The sequence below is a fragment of the Deinococcus sp. JMULE3 genome, from assembly GCF_013337115.1.
Classification (GTDB): domain Bacteria; phylum Deinococcota; class Deinococci; order Deinococcales; family Deinococcaceae; genus Deinococcus.
In genome coordinates this window covers 2,260,017-2,275,369 of the sequence record NZ_SGWE01000004.1, presented here as the reverse complement: position 1 = coordinate 2,275,369, position 15,353 = coordinate 2,260,017, and the positions used below count along the sequence as shown (strand labels likewise).

13 protein-coding genes are annotated in these 15,353 nt (G+C 67.2%); 10 read left to right on the top strand and 3 right to left on the bottom strand.

All coding sequences use genetic code 11. The features are described 5' to 3' along the window. Window positions 1-267: 267 nt before the first annotated feature. The 5 genes from sufC to sufD all read left to right on the top strand — a co-directional run bounded on the left by sufC (window position 268) and on the right by sufD (window position 4,944). Window positions 268-1,023 carry a Fe-S cluster assembly ATPase SufC gene (sufC, locus tag EXW95_RS13890; RefSeq protein ID WP_174367943.1) on the top strand — a complete coding sequence of 252 codons (756 nt, stop codon included), beginning with the start codon at window positions 268-270 and terminating at the stop codon, window positions 1,021-1,023. Window positions 1,024-1,038: 15 nt separating this feature from the next. Next, window positions 1,039-1,662 carry a hypothetical protein gene (locus tag EXW95_RS13885; RefSeq protein ID WP_174367942.1) on the top strand — a complete coding sequence of 208 codons (624 nt, stop codon included), beginning with the start codon at window positions 1,039-1,041 and terminating at the stop codon, window positions 1,660-1,662. 33 nt (window positions 1,663-1,695) lie between these two features. Continuing rightward, a complete protein-coding gene (gene sufB / locus EXW95_RS13880; protein ID WP_174367941.1) occupies window positions 1,696-3,102 on the top strand; it encodes a Fe-S cluster assembly protein SufB in 1,407 nt (468 codons plus the stop codon). Window positions 3,103-3,277: 175 nt separating this feature from the next. Beyond that, window positions 3,278-3,595: a hypothetical protein gene (locus EXW95_RS13875; protein WP_174367940.1), complete on the top strand. Its 318-nt coding sequence runs from the start codon at window positions 3,278-3,280 to the stop codon at window positions 3,593-3,595. Continuing rightward, the gene (gene sufD / locus EXW95_RS13870; protein ID WP_174367939.1) at window positions 3,592-4,944 is read left to right on the top strand and encodes a Fe-S cluster assembly protein SufD; all 1,353 of its coding nucleotides are present in this window, start codon (window positions 3,592-3,594) and stop codon (window positions 4,942-4,944) included. Before EXW95_RS13875 ends, sufD begins: the two co-directional genes overlap by 4 nt. A gap of 112 nt (window positions 4,945-5,056) precedes the next feature. On the opposite strand, the gene EXW95_RS13865 is transcribed toward sufD, so the two are convergent. Then, complete coding sequence (locus EXW95_RS13865) at window positions 5,057-8,542, bottom strand: PxKF domain-containing protein (RefSeq protein ID WP_174367938.1); 3,486 nt, start codon at window positions 8,540-8,542, stop codon at window positions 5,057-5,059. A 323-nt stretch (window positions 8,543-8,865) separates the two neighbouring features. Between EXW95_RS13865 and EXW95_RS13860 the strand changes: the two genes are divergently transcribed. Next, window positions 8,866-9,666: an ATP-grasp domain-containing protein gene (locus tag EXW95_RS13860; RefSeq protein WP_217449199.1), complete on the top strand. Its 801-nt coding sequence runs from the start codon at window positions 8,866-8,868 to the stop codon at window positions 9,664-9,666. Here EXW95_RS13860 and EXW95_RS13855 read toward each other — a convergent pair whose 3' ends face one another. Beyond that, a complete protein-coding gene (locus EXW95_RS13855; protein ID WP_058975224.1) occupies window positions 9,667-10,083 on the bottom strand; it encodes a pyridoxamine 5'-phosphate oxidase family protein in 417 nt (138 codons plus the stop codon). It lies immediately after the preceding gene. Between the two features lie 130 nt (window positions 10,084-10,213). Here EXW95_RS13855 and EXW95_RS13850 point away from each other — a divergent pair, with 130 nt between their 5' ends. The 3 genes from EXW95_RS13850 to EXW95_RS13840 all read left to right on the top strand — a co-directional run bounded on the left by EXW95_RS13850 (window position 10,214) and on the right by EXW95_RS13840 (window position 13,422). Then, window positions 10,214-11,137, top strand: a complete 924-nt coding sequence (locus tag EXW95_RS13850; protein WP_174367937.1) for an aldo/keto reductase family oxidoreductase — start codon at window positions 10,214-10,216, stop codon at window positions 11,135-11,137. A 39-nt stretch (window positions 11,138-11,176) separates the two neighbouring features. Continuing rightward, window positions 11,177-12,280, top strand: a complete 1,104-nt coding sequence (locus EXW95_RS13845; protein ID WP_174367936.1) for an aminopeptidase — start codon at window positions 11,177-11,179, stop codon at window positions 12,278-12,280. A gap of 305 nt (window positions 12,281-12,585) precedes the next feature. Then, a complete protein-coding gene (locus EXW95_RS13840; RefSeq protein WP_174367935.1) occupies window positions 12,586-13,422 on the top strand; it encodes a hypothetical protein in 837 nt (278 codons plus the stop codon). 407 nt (window positions 13,423-13,829) lie between these two features. On the opposite strand, the gene EXW95_RS13835 is transcribed toward EXW95_RS13840, so the two are convergent. Further along, window positions 13,830-14,540 carry a 50S ribosomal protein L25/general stress protein Ctc gene (locus EXW95_RS13835; RefSeq protein WP_174367934.1) on the bottom strand — a complete coding sequence of 237 codons (711 nt, stop codon included), beginning with the start codon at window positions 14,538-14,540 and terminating at the stop codon, window positions 13,830-13,832. Window positions 14,541-14,763: 223 nt separating this feature from the next. Here EXW95_RS13835 and efp point away from each other — a divergent pair, with 223 nt between their 5' ends. Beyond that, window positions 14,764-15,321, top strand: coding sequence for an elongation factor P (gene efp, locus EXW95_RS13830; protein ID WP_119673192.1), 558 nt, complete (start codon window positions 14,764-14,766; stop codon window positions 15,319-15,321). The last annotated feature ends 32 nt before the right edge of the window (window positions 15,322-15,353 follow it).

Sequence of the window (15,353 nt, the reverse complement as noted above, 5' to 3'; positions counted from 1 at the left end):
GGTCGGTTGCTTCGGCCCGTCACGCGGGCGGGTGTCGAGCTCCGGACTTCATCTCCCCTCACCGGCTGGGCGGAGGCCAGCCACCAGCCCACTGCCCACTGCCCACTCCCCACTTCCTCCCCCCATCACCGCCCCCGCCTCCCGCGCACCGTTCCCCACCCAGAATCCGCAGTGAATCACTCGACTTTAGGCTCCGGGACGGGTAAAATAGCCCAGTAAGTAGGAATCATTCCTAACAAAAACCCTGTGATTCCCGAAGGAGCCCGCATGACCCACCAGCTCGAAATCCGTAACCTGCACGCCACCGTCGGCGACCAGCCCATCCTCAAAGGCATCAACCTGACCGTGCCCCGCGGCGAACTGCACGCCATCATGGGCCCCAACGGCAACGGCAAGAGCACCCTGGCCAAGGTCATCGTCGGCGACCCCGAATACACCGTCACCGAAGGCGAAATCCTCGTCGACGGCCAGAACATCCTCGAGATGGAACCCGACGAACGCGCCCGCCTCGGCGTCTTCCTCGCCTTCCAGTACCCCGTCGAGATCCCCGGCGTCACCATCGCCAACTTCCTGCGCCTCGCCATGCAGGCCCGCAAGGCCGAAGGCGAAGAAGTCAGCTTCGTCGAGTTCTACGGCAAACTCCAGAACGCCCTGAAAACCCTGGAATGGGACGAGAGCATCGTCGAACGCTACCTGAACGCCGGCTTCAGTGGCGGCGAGAAGAAACGCAACGAGATCCTCCAGATGCTCATGCTGGAACCCAACTACATCATCATGGACGAAACCGACAGCGGCCTCGACGTCGACGCCCTGAAGATCGTCTCCAAAGGTGTCAACAGCATGCGCGGCGAGAACCTCGGCGGCCTGATCATCACCCACTACCAGCGCCTGCTCGACTACATCGTCCCCGACAAGGTCCACATCATCCTCGACGGCAAGGTCGTCCAGACCGGCGGCCCCGAACTCGCCAAGAAGATGGACACCGAAGGCTACGACTGGGTCAAGGAACTCGCCACCGCCTGAACCTGAACCGCGCCGGTGAACTTCTTCGTCAACATCATCTGGGGCCTGTTCATTCCCTTTCCGTTCGCGCTTCCACTCGCCATTCTCGTTCTCGTTGTCCTCGCTGCTCTGCGCCCTCCGCGTTCCCGCAGTCGGAAAGCCCTGTTCACGCTGGCGGCACTCACTCCCCTGGCCTTCGGTGTGGGTATTGATGCCACCATCAAGAACCAGTACCGCGCAGAAGCGCAGCGCAGCCTGGACAAAGTCTTCCCAGGCCAGCAGCCAGACATCCGGATCCTGAAAGTAGACCAGGGAATGACGGGACACACCTACCTGGCTGAAGTGCACTTCGATCAGGCAACCCCACCGAACTGGAAAGTCACGGAACAGAAGCAGACCTACGATCCAGCCGAGTTCACCAGTCTTCCGCCTGACCGCGACAACGTTGCCCTCGAACGCTTCGAGAACGACGCCATGAGTTACCTCAGGAACGCTGGATGCAACGAGTGGAAGCAGTCGAAAGTCAAACGGTTCACCGTGCAGGTCGAAGCCCCGGATTACGACGACCGCCAGGAAGGCAAGTTGCAGAGCCCCGCACGCCTCTCCGGTGACCAGAACTACCAGAACTACTGTCTGTATTTCGGTTTTAACGCCCTCTGATTCTTCGCACAAGGATCGTCATAAGGAGTCATCATGACCATCAATCCTGAAGTGAACGAGATCAATGCCACGTACGAGTACGGGTGGAGCAACCCGGAACGCTACGCGATCAAGGCCCCCAAGGGCCTGAGCCGCGACGTCGTGGAAATGATCAGCAAGGCCAAGGACGAACCCCAGTGGATGCTGGACTTCCGCCTGAAGGCCCTGGACATCTTCCTGAGCAAGCCCATGCCCGAGTGGGGCGCGGACCTGTCGGGTCTGAACCTCGACGAGATCTACTACTACATCAAGCCCGAGGGCTTCAACGCGCGCAACTGGGACGACGTGCCAGCCGACGTGAAGGAGACCTTCGAGCGTCTGGGCATCCCCGAGGCGGAACGTGCCGCGCTGGCCGGTGTGGGCGCGCAGTACGAAAGTGAAATGGTGTACCACAACCTCAAAGAGGAGTGGGAGAAGCTCGGCGTGGTGTTCCTGAGCATCGAGGACGGCCTGAAGGAGTACCCGGAGCTGTTCCGCGAGCACTTCGCGACGATCGTGCCGCCCGAGGACAACAAGTTCGCGGCCGTGAACAGCGCCGTGTGGAGCGGCGGGAGCTTCGTGTACGTGCCCAAGGGCGTGAAGGTGGACATTCCCCTGCAGACGTACTTCCGCATCAACGCGGAGAGCAGCGGGCAGTTCGAGCGCACCCTGATCATCATCGACGAGGGCGCGCAGGCGCACTACATCGAGGGCTGCACCGCCCCCGCGTACAGCAGTGACTCCTTCCACAGCGGCGTGATCGAGATCGTCGTGAAGGAAGGCGCGCGCTTCCGCTACAGCACCATCCAGAACTGGAGCCACAACGTCTACAACCTCGTGACGCAGCGCGCCGCCGTGTACGGCAACGGCGTCATGGAATGGGTGGACGGGAACCTGGGCAGCAAGGTCACCATGAAGTACCCCGCCTGCTACCTCCTCGAAGAAGGCGCGCGCGGCGAAGTCCTGAGCATCGCCATGGCCGGTCGCGGCCAGCACCAGGACGCCGGAGCGAAGATCGTGCACTTCGCGCCCCACACCAGCGGCACCATCGTCAGTAAGAGCATCAGCAAGGACTCGGGGCGCAGCTCCTACCGCGGCCTCGTCAAGATCTACGAAGGCGCCAAGGGCAGCAAGACCAACGTCGAATGCGACGCCCTCCTGCTGGACGAGGAAGCCCGCACCGACACCTACCCCTACATCGAGATCGAGGAAAAAGACGCCAGCGTCGGCCACGAAGCGACCGTCTCCAAGATCAACGACGACCAGATCCTGTACCTCCAGAGCCGCGGCCTCAGTGAAGACGAGGCGGCCGGGCTGATCGTGCGCGGCTTCATCGAACCCATCGCGAAGGAACTCCCGCTGGAGTACGCCGTGGAACTCAACCGCCTGATCGAACTGGAAATGGAAGGCTCGGTCGGCTGACGCCTTGCGGGCAGCAGCGCGAATGGCGACGGGTCTGCTTGTGGCAGCCGTCCTGGCAGCTGCTGCCCTCTACGGGTTCATCTGGGAGAGGGACGTGCGAGGCTGGCGCACCTGGGGTTTCCGGCTGGGGCATGAGATTGTCGCGACACCCGAGGTCCGGCGTGGAGGATTCCTGATGAGCCGGGACGTGTATTTCGTCCTCCGGGCCGGGGAGGACTCACACCGAGCGGTTCAGGCCTGCGCCGCCGCTTTTGCTCATGCCCAGACGCTGGAAACACCGATCACGCAGTGCCGGGCATTCGGCTCGGCCAGGGACGCCCGCATTCAACTGCAACGCCCTGACCTGAACTGCGAACGGGCTCGCAGCCGCCAGGAACCGTACATGGATGCCCGGCGCGCCCTCGTGACTATCAATACCGGGGAACGTTGCGCCCGGCGCACCAGCCTGAACAACGCTGGCACAGGGTTCCACACCACCAAGGAGTACACATGACCAAATTCAATGATCAACTGGCGCAGGTGCAGGGGCCCGAGTGGCTGACCGCGAAGCGCAGGGAAAGCCTGGAGCTGTTCACGACGCTGGAGGTGCCGCAGGAGTCGGTGGAGGCGTGGAAGTATACGCGCGTGGACGTGGATTTCGACGCACTGCGTCCGCACGGCAAGCGTGACGTGGTGTCGGACGTGTCGGCGCTGCCCGCGAGCGTGCAGGAGCGCCTGAGCGGCACGGACGTGGGCGCGTTCCTCGTGCTGGACGGCCCGGACGTGGTGTACCGCACGGAACTCCCGGCGGAACTGACGGCGAAGGGCGTGATCTTCACCGACCTGAAGTCGGCGGTGGAGCAGCATGCGGACAAAGTGCAGCAGTACCTGTACTCCGTGGTGCCGGCGGAGGTGCCGGACGACACGACGATCGCCGCGCCGGGCACGACGCCCAGCAAGAGCCCTGACCCCAGTGAGGGTAAGTTCTCGGCGCTGGCGGCGGCCCTGTGGACGAACGGTGCGTTCGTGTACGTGCCGCGCGGCGTGGAGGTCGAGCTGCCCCTGGGGAGCTTCCGCGTGATGAGCGAGGCCGGGACGTACACCGCGACCCGCACGCTGGTCGTCGCCGAGGAGAACGCGCAGGTCACGTTCATCGACGAGCAGGACAGCGAGGCGCTGCCCGGCACGTACGCGATCGGCGCGGTGGAACTCGTGGTGAAGGATGGCGCGCGCGTCCGGTACGTCAGCATCCAGAACTGGGGCGAGGGCGTCACGCACATCCAACGTCAGCGCGGGGACGTGGGCCGCGACGCGACCCTGAACTCGCTGGTCGTCACGATGGGGGGCACCCTGAGCCGCACCGAGATGCAGTCGTACCTGCGCGGGCAGGGCGCGGACAGCGAGATGCTGGCCCTGTACTTCGCGAACGCCGACCAGCACTTCGACCACTACACCCTGCAGCACCACGCGGCCGCGAACGCGCACAGCGACCTGCTGTACAAGGGCGTGAACAACGACCAGGCCGTCGGGGTGTTCAGCGGCATGATCAAGGTGGACCTGGGCGCGCAGAAGACCGACGCGTACCAGAAGCACCGCACCCTGATGCTGTCCAGCGAGGCCCGCAACTACAGCGTCCCGCAGCTGGAAATCAACGCGAACGACGTCCGCTGCAGCCACGGCAGCACCACCAGCCCCGTCGATCAGGAGGCGCTGTTCTTCCTGCGCTCGCGCGGCATCAGCAAGGAAACCGCCGAGAAGATGCTCGTGACCGCGTTCCTGGAGGACGTGCTGGGCCGCGTGCCCCTCTCAAGCGTCGTGAAGTACATCGAGGGCATCATCGCCAAGAAGGTCGGCGCGGCCTAACGCGCCCGTTGACCCTGGCGGCCGGTCCTGCGGGGCTGGCCGCCTTTTTCGGGCGACCGCACAGCCAGAGGGCCGCCCGATCCGATCAGGCGGCCCTCCGGTCAGTGGGGATTCAGCGGAACTTGAAGACCGCTTCCTTCTGGGTGCCGTCCACGAGTTGCACGACCAGTCGCTGGCAGGTACCCGCCCAGCTCGTGCTGGTCTTCCAGACGTACACGTACTGCCCGGCGGTCGCGTCGTACGTCAGGCTGCTGCCACCGGCGGTGACGGTCGTCTCGATCTCGTCGGGCATCAGGTTCGCTAGGGTGGAGCAGCTGATCGCGTACACCTTGGGGTACCCGGCTGCCATGACGTTCAGGCCCTGGTTGCCGCCCAGGCTGAACTTCACGGGAATGGCACTCCCGGCCTTCGCGGTGTTCAGGCCGTTCATGTCCACCGGCTGGAAGAACCCGCTGAAGTCGTACTTCACGGACACGGTGAAGAAGCCCGTGCTGGTATTGCCCGCGTTGTCTGTGGCAGCGCAGGTGACGGTGGTCGTCCCGACCGGGAAGACGGCGGGGCTGGTCACGGGGGTCGTGCCGACCCGGCAGGTCACGGGTTGCGGGGTGGTGAAGTTGTCACTGGCGCTGACGGTGAAGGGCACGCTGGCCTGACTGTTGCCGGTGGCGGTCGCGGTGATCGCGCCGGGCAGCGTCAGGGTGGGGGCGTCCCGGTCAAACTTCACGGGCAGGCTGGCCGTCGCCGTGTTCCCCGCCAGATCGGTGCACGTGGTCTGCACGGTCGTCCCAGGCGTGCTGGCGGTGATCGCGGGGATGGGCGTGCAGGTCACGGCGGTCAGGTTGTCGGTGCCGCTCGTGGCGAACGTGACGCTCTGGGTGGTGTACCAGCCGTTCAGACCGTTCGGCGTGGCGGGCGTGGGCGTGATGGTCGCGGTGGGCGCGGTCAGATCGACTTTCACGTTCAGGCCGGTGCTGGCGCTGTTCCCGGCCTGATCGCTGGCGCTGCCCGTGACGGTCTGTCCGCCGAGGGCCGTTTCACCCACGGTGACGGGGGCGGGGCAGGTGCTCACGCCGGACAGGGCGTCGGCGCAGGTGAACTTCACGATCACGGTCTGCTTGAACCAGCCATTCGCGTTGGCACTGATGGGGTTCCCGTTGACGTCGAAGGTGGCGGCGCTGATGGTCGGCGCGGTAGCGTCCACCTTGACGGTCAGGCTGGTCGTCTCGGTGTTCCCGGCCTTGTCGCTGGCCGTGCCGGTGACGGTCTGACCGTCCGCGTCGGTCTGCCCGACCGTGCTGGGCGCGGTGCAGGTCTTCACGCCGGACAGGTCATCCGTGCAGGCGAAGGACACCGTGACGGGCGCGGCGTACCACCCGGCGCTGTTCGCGGCGCGGTCCGGCACTGCGGTGATCGTCGGTTTGACCTTGTCGATCTTCACGCTCAGGGCCGCCAGGGACGCGGTGTTCCCTGCCTGATCGGCCACCGTCAGCGCCGCGACGTCCGCCGAGGCCGTCAGGGTCGAATCCGCCGGGCACGCGCCGTCCAGGCCGGACAGGGTGTCCGCGCAGGTGTAGTCCAGGGTCACGTCCGTGTTGTTCCAGCCGTCCGCGTTCGGGCCGGGCGTCACGACTCGCGTGAAGGTCGGCGCGGTCTTGTCCAGGTTCACGGCGACGCTGCTGACCTCGGCACTCGTGTTCCCCGCGTTGTCCGTGCAGGTGGCCTTCGCCTGATACCCGGCCTGCTCGGTACTCAGCGTGGCGGGCTGCGTGCAGCTGCTCACGCCGCTGCGCTCGTCATTCCCCGCCACGGTGAAGGTCACGTCCGTGCGGTACCAGCCGAAGGCGCTGGGCGTGCCGTCCGGGGTCACGGTCAGGGTCGGCGCGACCGTGTCGCGGTTCACGGGCACGCTCTGCGCGACCTCACTGACGTTCCCGGCGTGGTCCGTGCAGGTGCCCTGCGCCCGGTACCCGGTGGCGTCCGTCGTCAGGGTCGCAGGGGTCGTGCAGGACGCCACGCCACTGCCCCCGGCGTCGGTGCCGGTCACGGCGAACGCCACGTCCGTGCGGTACCAGCCGTTGACCGGTGCCGTCGTGGCCTGCACGCTGGCAACCGGGGCGGTCTTGTCGATCTGCACGTTCACCACGTTGCTCGTGGCCGAATTGCCCGCCCGGTCCGTCACGCTGGCACTCACCGGGGTCGTCCCCTCGGCACTCACCACGACCGGCGCGGGACAACCCCCGACCAGTCCGGACCCGTTCTCCGTGCACGTGAAGTTCACGGTCACGTTCCCGTTGAACCAACCGCTGTGATCCGCCGTTGCCGTGATCGTCGGCGCGGTCGTGTCCACCTTCACGGTCAGGCTCACCGGATCACTGGCGTTTCCCGCCACGTCCGAGATCGTCCGCGCGACTGTCTCCCCGGCACTGCCGGTTTCATTCACCGTCACGTCCGCCGGGCACGCCCCCGCCACGCCGGACTGATCCGCACCGTTCAGCTGCGGGTCCACGCACGTGAACTTCACCACCACCGGCTGCCGGAACCACCCATCCGCAGTCGCGGTGAGGGCATTCCCGTTCACGTCGAACGTCGCGGCGGTGATCGTGGGCTTGTGCGTGTCGATCAGCGCACTCACGCTGCGGGTCGTCGAGTTCCCCGCATTGTCCTTCACCGAGCCCGTCACGACAGTCGGCGCACCCACCACGGAATCCGCGCTGGCCGTCAGGGTGAATTTGCCATCCAGCACGCCCGGCTGGTCCGCGAGCAGTCCGGACGTCGCGTCACTGGCCGTGAATTCCTGCGACAGAGGGGTGTTGCGCCAGACGCCAGTCGTCACGTTGTCAGGGGTGACGGTCGGGGCAGTGGCGTCCTTTTTGATGGTGACGGTTTTGGAGGCGGGCCCGCCTGCGCTCGTGGCCGTACAGGTGACGGTCGTGCTGCCATCGTCAGAGACCGTGGTCGAGGCGCATTCGGTCGTGCTGATGGCGCTTTCCGAGTCGCTGACGTTCCACTGCACCGTGACAGGGCTGACGTACCATCCGCCGAGGCCAGGCGTGCCACTGATCTGTTCAGTGATACTGGGTGGCGTGTTGTCACTCGGCGCAGGCGCGATGACTTTCACTTTGAACGTCGCCGCCGTGTTGGTCCCCTGCGGCGTGGCAGCATTGATTGTTAATTCAACTATGGTGCCTGGTACGGCGTTTGCTGCAACGGTGTAAGGGATGACAACGGATGCCGAAGGGCCGCATCCAACGGTCTGATACGTTCCAGTCGGGTTCGGAATGGTCGATGGCTTGTCGGACGTCAACGTGAAGGTGGCCTTGTTCGCCTGACCGTTGGCATTGCAGCCGGGATTGGGATCGCCGCCTCCAGTCTTCGCAACGAGGTACACGCTGGGCTGCCCGGTCTGACCGGGCACTTTGGTGATGAAGTCTCCAGCGGCGATCACGTCGTTCGTGCCCTGCGTGACGGTGACGGTGTCCTGCGCTTTGAGCGTCGGGCTCTTGGTGGCGGCGGGGGTGGCGCCGGGTGTGGGGGCCTGACTGCATCCGGCCAGGGCGAGTAGGGCGATCAGGTTGACCAGGGAGTGTCGGACGTTCATGCGTGTCCTCCTCTGGGTCGGTCTCACCGCTCGCTCGCTTTGCCCGAGGTGACCGGATTACAGGGCAGAGGTCATGGCGTTCCCATGCAACGCGGGGGGTGGCGTCGTGGGTGATGTCGTGTTGTCGTGTTGCTTGATGAAGCATAGTTCAAGAGTGAGCGATCTGTGAGCTTTTTCGTGGTGTCGAACGGCTGCCCCCGTTCAGGGGTGGGGGGTCGGGGGTATGTGGTGTCCTGCGCGGCCGTGGACTGACCTGGGGTGCATGGTGGGGGGCGTCCGGATGCGGCATCTGGGGGCTGCAGTGGGGGTCTACACTGCCGGGCATGGCGATGCGAGTGGTGTTCCCGGCGGATTACTTTCAGGTACGGCAGCCGGACGGGGCGTTCGCGGATCAGGCGGCGGCGTTCGCGGCGCATGGGTGGGGCGTGTCCACCTTTGCGTTCGAGGGGGATCGGGTGTTTCGCCCGGCGCTGATGCCGGGTGAGACGGTGCTGTACCGGGGCTGGATGCTGGACGGGGTGGGGTACCGGGCGTTCGTGGGCGCGGTGGAGGGGGCGGGCGCGCGGGTACTGACGTCGCCGGAGGCGTATCTGGCGGCGCATCACCTGCCGCGCTGGGCGCCGCTGCTGGCGGACGTGACCCCGGAGACGGTGTGCTTCACGGAGCTGGACGACCTGCCGGAGGCGCTGGCGGCGCTGGGCTGGGACGGGTTTTTCGTGAAGGACTTCGTGAAGTCCCTGAAGACCGGCGCGGGCAGCCGCATCACGCGGCCTGATCAGATCGCGGAGCTGCTGGAGCGCATGGCGCACTTCCGGGGGCAGATCGAGGGCGGGGTGTGCGTGCGCCGCGTGGAGGAGTTGGACCCGGCGTCGGAGGTGCGGTTTTTCGTGCGCGCGGGGCGGGCGTTCAGCGCGGACGGTTCCGACGTGCCGGATCTGGTGCGGGACGTGGCCGGGCGGATCGCGTCGCCGTTCTTCTCGGTGGACGTCGCCCGGCGTGCCGATGGCGCGCTGCGCGTGGTGGAGGTCGGGGACGGGCAGGTGTCGGATCTGGTGGGCTGGACGCCCGCGCAGTTCATGACGGTGTGGGCGGACGCGGAGGGGTGGGCGGACGGGGCGGGCTGATCAGCCGAGCTCCAGTTCGCCTTCTTCCTCGCCCCACCAGTTCACGCGGCGGGCCTTGACGGTGATCATGGTCAGGCCGGGGGTGTCCAGGCCGTCTTTGAACCACTGGGTCAGCTGGTCCTGCCAGTGGGGGGCCATGGTGGGGCGGTGGGTGGTGAGGGTCGCGTCGCCCTGCACGGCGATGAACAGGAAGGGCTTGCCGGACTGGAAGCCCAGCTGGACGTTCTTGTTCTTCGCAATGTCCTGCGCGGCGCGGCTGTCCGCCCAGGTGAAGAAGTGGCTGGTGCCGTCGTAGTCGACCTCGCCGTTGTTGCTCATGGGGCGCGAGCCGAGGTGGCCGTACGCGGTGGTGGTGGTCAGGAGGCAGAGGTCGAGGCCGCGCATGAGTCGCGCGAGGTCTTTCAGGGTGCCGGGCATACTCCGAGCGTACGGGCGACGCCGGGCGCGGGGGATGACGTGGGGTTCATGGGAGGCTGGGGGTGTGCTGAGCGGAGCTTCAGGGTCGCGTCCTCCGCGGCGTCTGAATCCTTTCAGTTAGCATGGGGGCATGCGAACTCAGAAGCTGGGCGGAAGTGACCTGATGGTGCCGGTGGTCGCGGTGGGCTGCATGCGCATCGACGGTATGGAGCGGGGGGCGGCGTCGCACCTGATCGGGACGGCGCTGGAGCACGGCGCGAACTTCTTCGATCACGCCGACATCTACGGCGCGGGGCGCAGCGAGGAGGTCTTCGCGGACGCGGTCGGCATGAGCTCCAGCGTCCGTGAGGGCCTGATCCTGCAGTCCAAGTGCGGCATCCGCCCGGACATCCAGACCTTCGATTTCTCCCGCGAGCACATCCTGGCGTCGGTGGACGGCATCCTGAAGCGGCTGCGGACCGAGTACCTGGACGTGCTGCTGCTGCACCGCCCGGACGCGCTGGTGGAACCCGAGGAGGTTGCCGCCGCGTTCGACCAGCTGGAGCAGGAGGGCAAGGTGCGGCACTTCGGCGTGTCGAACCAGCACCCCCGTCAGATCGAGCTGCTGCGCAAATTCGTGCGGCAGCCGCTGGTGGCGAACCAGCTGCAGCTGAGCATCACGAACGCCACGATGATCACCAGTGGCCTGAACGTGAACATGGAAAACGCGTCGGCGGTGGACCGTGACGGGGGCGTGCTGGATTACTGCCGCCTGCATGACATCACGGTGCAGCCGTGGTCGCCGTTCCAGTTCGGGTTCTTCGAGGGGGTGTTCATCGGGCACGCGAAGTTCCCCGCGCTGAACGCGAAACTGGACGAACTGGCCGCGAAGTACGGCGTGAGCAGCACGACGATCGCCATGGCGTGGCTGCTGCGTCACCCGGCGCGGATGCAGCCCGTGACGGGCACGACCACCCCGGAGCGGCTGGTGGACTGCCTGCGCGCGGCGGACGTCACCCTGACCCGCGAGGAATGGTACGGGCTGCTGATCGCGGCCGGGAACACGCTGCCCTGATCCTGCCCGGGTTCCGCCGCCCCGGCTAGACTGCCCGTCATGAGACGCAGGATGTGGGTGGCGGCGGCGCTGTTGGCGGGCGGGGCGCTGCTGAGCGGGTGCGCGGACGTGCGGTACCTGACACAGGCGGCGGGCGGGCAGCTGGACCTGCTGCGCCGCGCGCGGCCCCTGGCGGACGTGCTGGCCGATCCGGGCACCCCGGCGGGCGTGCGGCGTCGCCTGCAACTGGCGTCGGACGTGCGGGCCTTCGCGGTCGCGCCCGAGGCGACGGGTGGGCTGGGCCTGCCGGACCACGGGTCTTTCCTGAAGTACGTGGACGTGGGGCGGCCGTTCGTGGTGTGGAACGTGTTTTCCGCGCCGGAGTTCAGCGTGACGCTGGACACGTCGTGCTTCCCGGTGGCGGGCTGCGTGGGGTACCGGGGGTACTTCAGCGAGGCAGCGGCACAGGCGGACGCGCAGGCGCGGCGCGCGGAGGGCCGGGACGTGAACGTGGGCGGCGTCAGCGCGTACTCCACACTGGGGTACCTGCGTGACCCCCTGCTGTCCACCATGCTGACCTACCCGGACGCGACGCTGATCCGCACGATCATCCACGAACTGTCCCACCCGAGCCTGTACGTGGCGGGCGACACGGTGTTCAACGAGTCGTACGCCACGGCGGTGGAAGAAGAGGGCATGCGCCGCTGGCTGGACGCGCACGGCACGCCCGAACTGCGCGAACAGGACCGGCTGGCCCAGGAGCGGCAGTCGGGGTTCGAGGCGCTGCTGCTGGACACCCGCGCGCGGCTGGAGGCGCTGTACGCCACGTCCGGCCTGACGGAAGCTGACCGCCGCGAGCGCAAGGGCGCGATCCTGGCGGACATGAACGCCCGGTACGCGACGCTGAAGGCGTCCTGGGGCGGGTACGCGGGCTACGACGCCTTCTTCGCGCGCGGCGTGAACAACGCGACGCTGGGCGCCGTGGCGGCCTACGCGACTATGGTCCCGGACTTCCAGGCCCTCCTGGCGCGGGTGGGCGGACACCTGCCCACCTTCATCGAGGAGGCCCGCGCGTGCAGCCGCCGCCCGCAGGCCGAGCGGGCCATCTGCCTGCGCGGTTCCGGACCGGCAGCCCTCACGGTGGGTCCGCAGATGCCGTCCTGAACGCCGCGCTGCGTGAGAGGGCAGTCTCATGCCCGGCTGGGCGCGGGTCTGCTACCGGCGGGTCACTGCTCCCCCACCGTGGGGGACCGGGCTGACCCGCGGGGTGAGGGGGCGGTGACTTGCCCCTGAATCGCATGAACGCCGCGTGCGACGCGCCTGAGTGGAGGACTGGCGCGCCTTTGAGCGTGTCCCCAGGGAACGCGCAGCTTCGCCCCGCAAGGTGGGGATCAGGAACAGCCCAGAGCGGTCGTTCACTTCTCCCCGCCCGGCCCACAGAGGCCGCGCGACCCTGAAAGAGGTGCTCCATGCGTCAAGAGAATGCCCCCCGTCCCTCCCTGCGCCGCCCCCTGCTGGGTCTGCTCACGCTGAGCCTGCTGGCTGCTCCTGCGGCGCTGGCCCAGACCGCCGATCCGGTCATGCCGTCCGCTCCGGCGCCCGTCACCACTGAGACCGCGCCTGCGGCCCCCGCGCCGACCACGCCGCCTGAAACGGCTCCCACCGACGCGGCCCCCGCCGAGACGGCCCCGACGGACGCCACGCCCGCCCCCGCAGCGCCGACCGAGACGGCTCCGGCCGACGCCCCGGCTGGTGACGTCCTACCCAGCAGCCTGCCGGCCGCGGGCAGCGTCACCGTGCCCAAACTGGACGGCGAGGAGGTGCTGAAGACCGTCCCGACCGTGCTGGGCGAGGCGCTGATCTACCGTGGCGACGCCGAGGACGCCCTGGCCCGCACCGCGCAGGCCCTGGTCGCCGAGGGCTACCAGGCCGCCGGGGGTGCGGCCCCTACGGCCGACGCGGCGGGCGTCACCACATTGACCCTGACGAAGGATGACCAGCAGTTCCAGTTGACGCAGAGGAGCAGCATGGGCCTGACGGTCGTCGCGCTGGCCCGCCTGCCTGAGAGCGAAAGCGCCCTGGCCACCCCCTCCGCTGAGACGCCCGCACCCGATACTGCGCCTGCCACCGACGCAGCACCGGCAGACACGGCGCCCAGCGAGGCCCCAGCGGAGGCGGCCCCGGCTGAACCTGCTCCGGCAGACGCCGCACCGACTGAGCCCGCGCCAACCGAACCAGCTCCCGGTGAGCCTGCCCCGACCGAGCCCGTAACCCCGGCGCCGGTCACTCCGCCCAGCCAACCCTGAGCGCAGCGCCCCTCCAGGTACGAAGCCGCCCCTCACCGGGGCGGTTTTTTCGGGTGCACATACAGCCGCAGGGCGATACCGGTGCCATGCTCTGAGCAACACCACAGGAGCCCGAGAGTGACTTCCTCAAGGTCCCTGGAACACTCCGGACAGACGTGAAAGAGGCAGCGCCCCCGGGGCAGCAGCGCTCCTGCGGTCCGTGTTGTCGTTGTCCTGGAGGTCCCACTCGACCTCTGAATCAGGCGGGACAAGGGACGCGCAGAAGCCTGGGACACAGGACATCGTCAGCGGCGCAGGTTATTCCCGGGGCCATCTTCCTACACGCGGACCGGGGCGGTTCCCGCGGCAGGGGTCAACGAGGAGCGCCGCCTCTCCGGTGGGAGGGACGGCGCTGCGGGTGCAGAGGATTACTCTTCGGTCTTCTCTTCGGTGGCTTCGCCTTCGGTCTCGCCGGCGGCTTCGGCCTTGACTTCCTCGACGGTGGCGTCGCCTTCCAGGATGGCGGCGGCGGCTTCCTCGCTGATCTCGCCAGCGGCGACCAGACCGGCCACCTGGGCGGCCTGCTGCTCGGCGGCGGCTTCGCCTTCGCTGAGGCGGGGCGGCAGGACGCTGATGACGACCTGCTCGGCGTCACCGGCGAGCTTCACGCCTTCGGGCAGCTTGACCTGACCGGCGGTGACGTGGTCACCGATGTTCAGCTTGGCGACGTCCACGACGAGTTCCTGGGGGATGCGGCGGGGGCCGGGGGCGATGACGCTCAGGTTGTGAACGACGATGTCCAGCAGGCCGCCCATGACTTCGCCCTGGCTCTTGCCCTTGGTGTGCACGGGGACGTTCACTTCGACGGGTTCACCGTAGGTGACCATGTAGAAGTCCACGTGGATGGGGGTGCGCTTGCGCTTGTCCATCTGCACGGTCTTGACGAGCGCGGGGAAGGTCTCGCCGCCTTCGATGGTGATGTCGAACAGACCGGTGGTGCTGGTCTGGCGGAAGGCGCGGTCGAAGGCCTTCTTGTCGATGCTGAAGGAGACGTTCTTCTCCTTGTTGTAGGCGACGGCGGGGATCAGGCCTTCAGCGAGCTTTTCCTGGCTCTTGCGGGGTTTGGCGTTCAGTTCCATGTGCTCTTTCTCCTTCGGGGACGTTCTTCGCCGCCTCACTCTCGCCGCGCGGTTCCGCTCGGGGCGGGGCGGGGGGCGGGCGTGCAACCGTGACAGCATAGCAAACGCGCATAGGCGGGTGGAAGGGTCACGGGGGCCTCTGCTAGACTCTGTGGCGTTGCCGCGCGGCCGCCCCACCCAGCGGGTGTGGAGATGGCCCCGGACGGAAGATAAGGAGAAGAACATGATCAGTGTGACTGAACTGCGCAACGGCACGAAAGTGGAGATGGACGGCGGCCTTTGGGAGTGCCTGGAGTACTCGCACCTGAAGATGGGCCGCGGCGGCGCGAAGGTCGTCACGAAGTTCCGCAACATGGAAAGCGGCTCGATCGTGGACCGCACCTTCAACAGCGGCGAGAAACTGCAGGACATCTACGTGGAAGGCAAGAAGATGCAGTACCTCTACCCCGACGGTGAGGACTACGTGTTCATGGACCTGGACACCTTCGACCAGATCACGCTGGGCAAGACCCTGGTCAGCGACGCGGCGAAGTTCATGAAGGAGAACACCGAGGTGGAAGTCGCCATGTACGGCGAGAAGCCCCTGAGCATCACGCTGCCCAACCAGGTCATCCTGAAGATCGTGCAGACCGACCCCGGCGTGCGTGGCGACACGGTGTCCGGCGGCACGAAGCCCGCCACGCTGGAGACCGGCGCCGTGGTGCAGGTGCCCCTGTTCGTCGAGCAGGACACCAACGTGAAGGTGGACACCCGCACGGGTCAGTACCTCAGCCGCGCGTAAATGACGTGACGTGTCTGCGCCGCCCCCGGTTT

Bases quoted from the DNA above. Each gene is read 5' to 3' on its own strand.
- sufC (WP_174367943.1), top strand. From the start codon at position 268: ATGACCCACCAGCTCGAAATCCGTAACCTGCACGCCACCGTCGGCGAC.
- EXW95_RS13845 (WP_174367936.1), top strand. From the start codon at position 11,177: ATGAGACGCAGGATGTGGGTGGCGGCGGCGCTGTTGGCGGGCGGGGCG.
- EXW95_RS13850 (WP_174367937.1), top strand. From the start codon at position 10,214: ATGCGAACTCAGAAGCTGGGCGGAAGTGACCTGATGGTGCCGGTGGTC.
- EXW95_RS13865 (WP_174367938.1), bottom strand. From the start codon at position 8,542: ATGAACGTCCGACACTCCCTGGTCAACCTGATCGCCCTACTCGCCCTG.
- sufD (WP_174367939.1), top strand. From the start codon at position 3,592: ATGACCAAATTCAATGATCAACTGGCGCAGGTGCAGGGGCCCGAGTGG.
- sufB (WP_174367941.1), top strand. From the start codon at position 1,696: ATGACCATCAATCCTGAAGTGAACGAGATCAATGCCACGTACGAGTAC.
- EXW95_RS13860 (WP_217449199.1), top strand. From the start codon at position 8,866: ATGGCGATGCGAGTGGTGTTCCCGGCGGATTACTTTCAGGTACGGCAG.
- efp (WP_119673192.1), top strand. From the start codon at position 14,764: ATGATCAGTGTGACTGAACTGCGCAACGGCACGAAAGTGGAGATGGAC.
- EXW95_RS13875 (WP_174367940.1), top strand. From the start codon at position 3,278: ATGAGCCGGGACGTGTATTTCGTCCTCCGGGCCGGGGAGGACTCACAC.
- EXW95_RS13840 (WP_174367935.1), top strand. From the start codon at position 12,586: ATGCGTCAAGAGAATGCCCCCCGTCCCTCCCTGCGCCGCCCCCTGCTG.
- EXW95_RS13855 (WP_058975224.1), bottom strand. From the start codon at position 10,083: ATGCCCGGCACCCTGAAAGACCTCGCGCGACTCATGCGCGGCCTCGAC.
- EXW95_RS13835 (WP_174367934.1), bottom strand. From the start codon at position 14,540: ATGGAACTGAACGCCAAACCCCGCAAGAGCCAGGAAAAGCTCGCTGAA.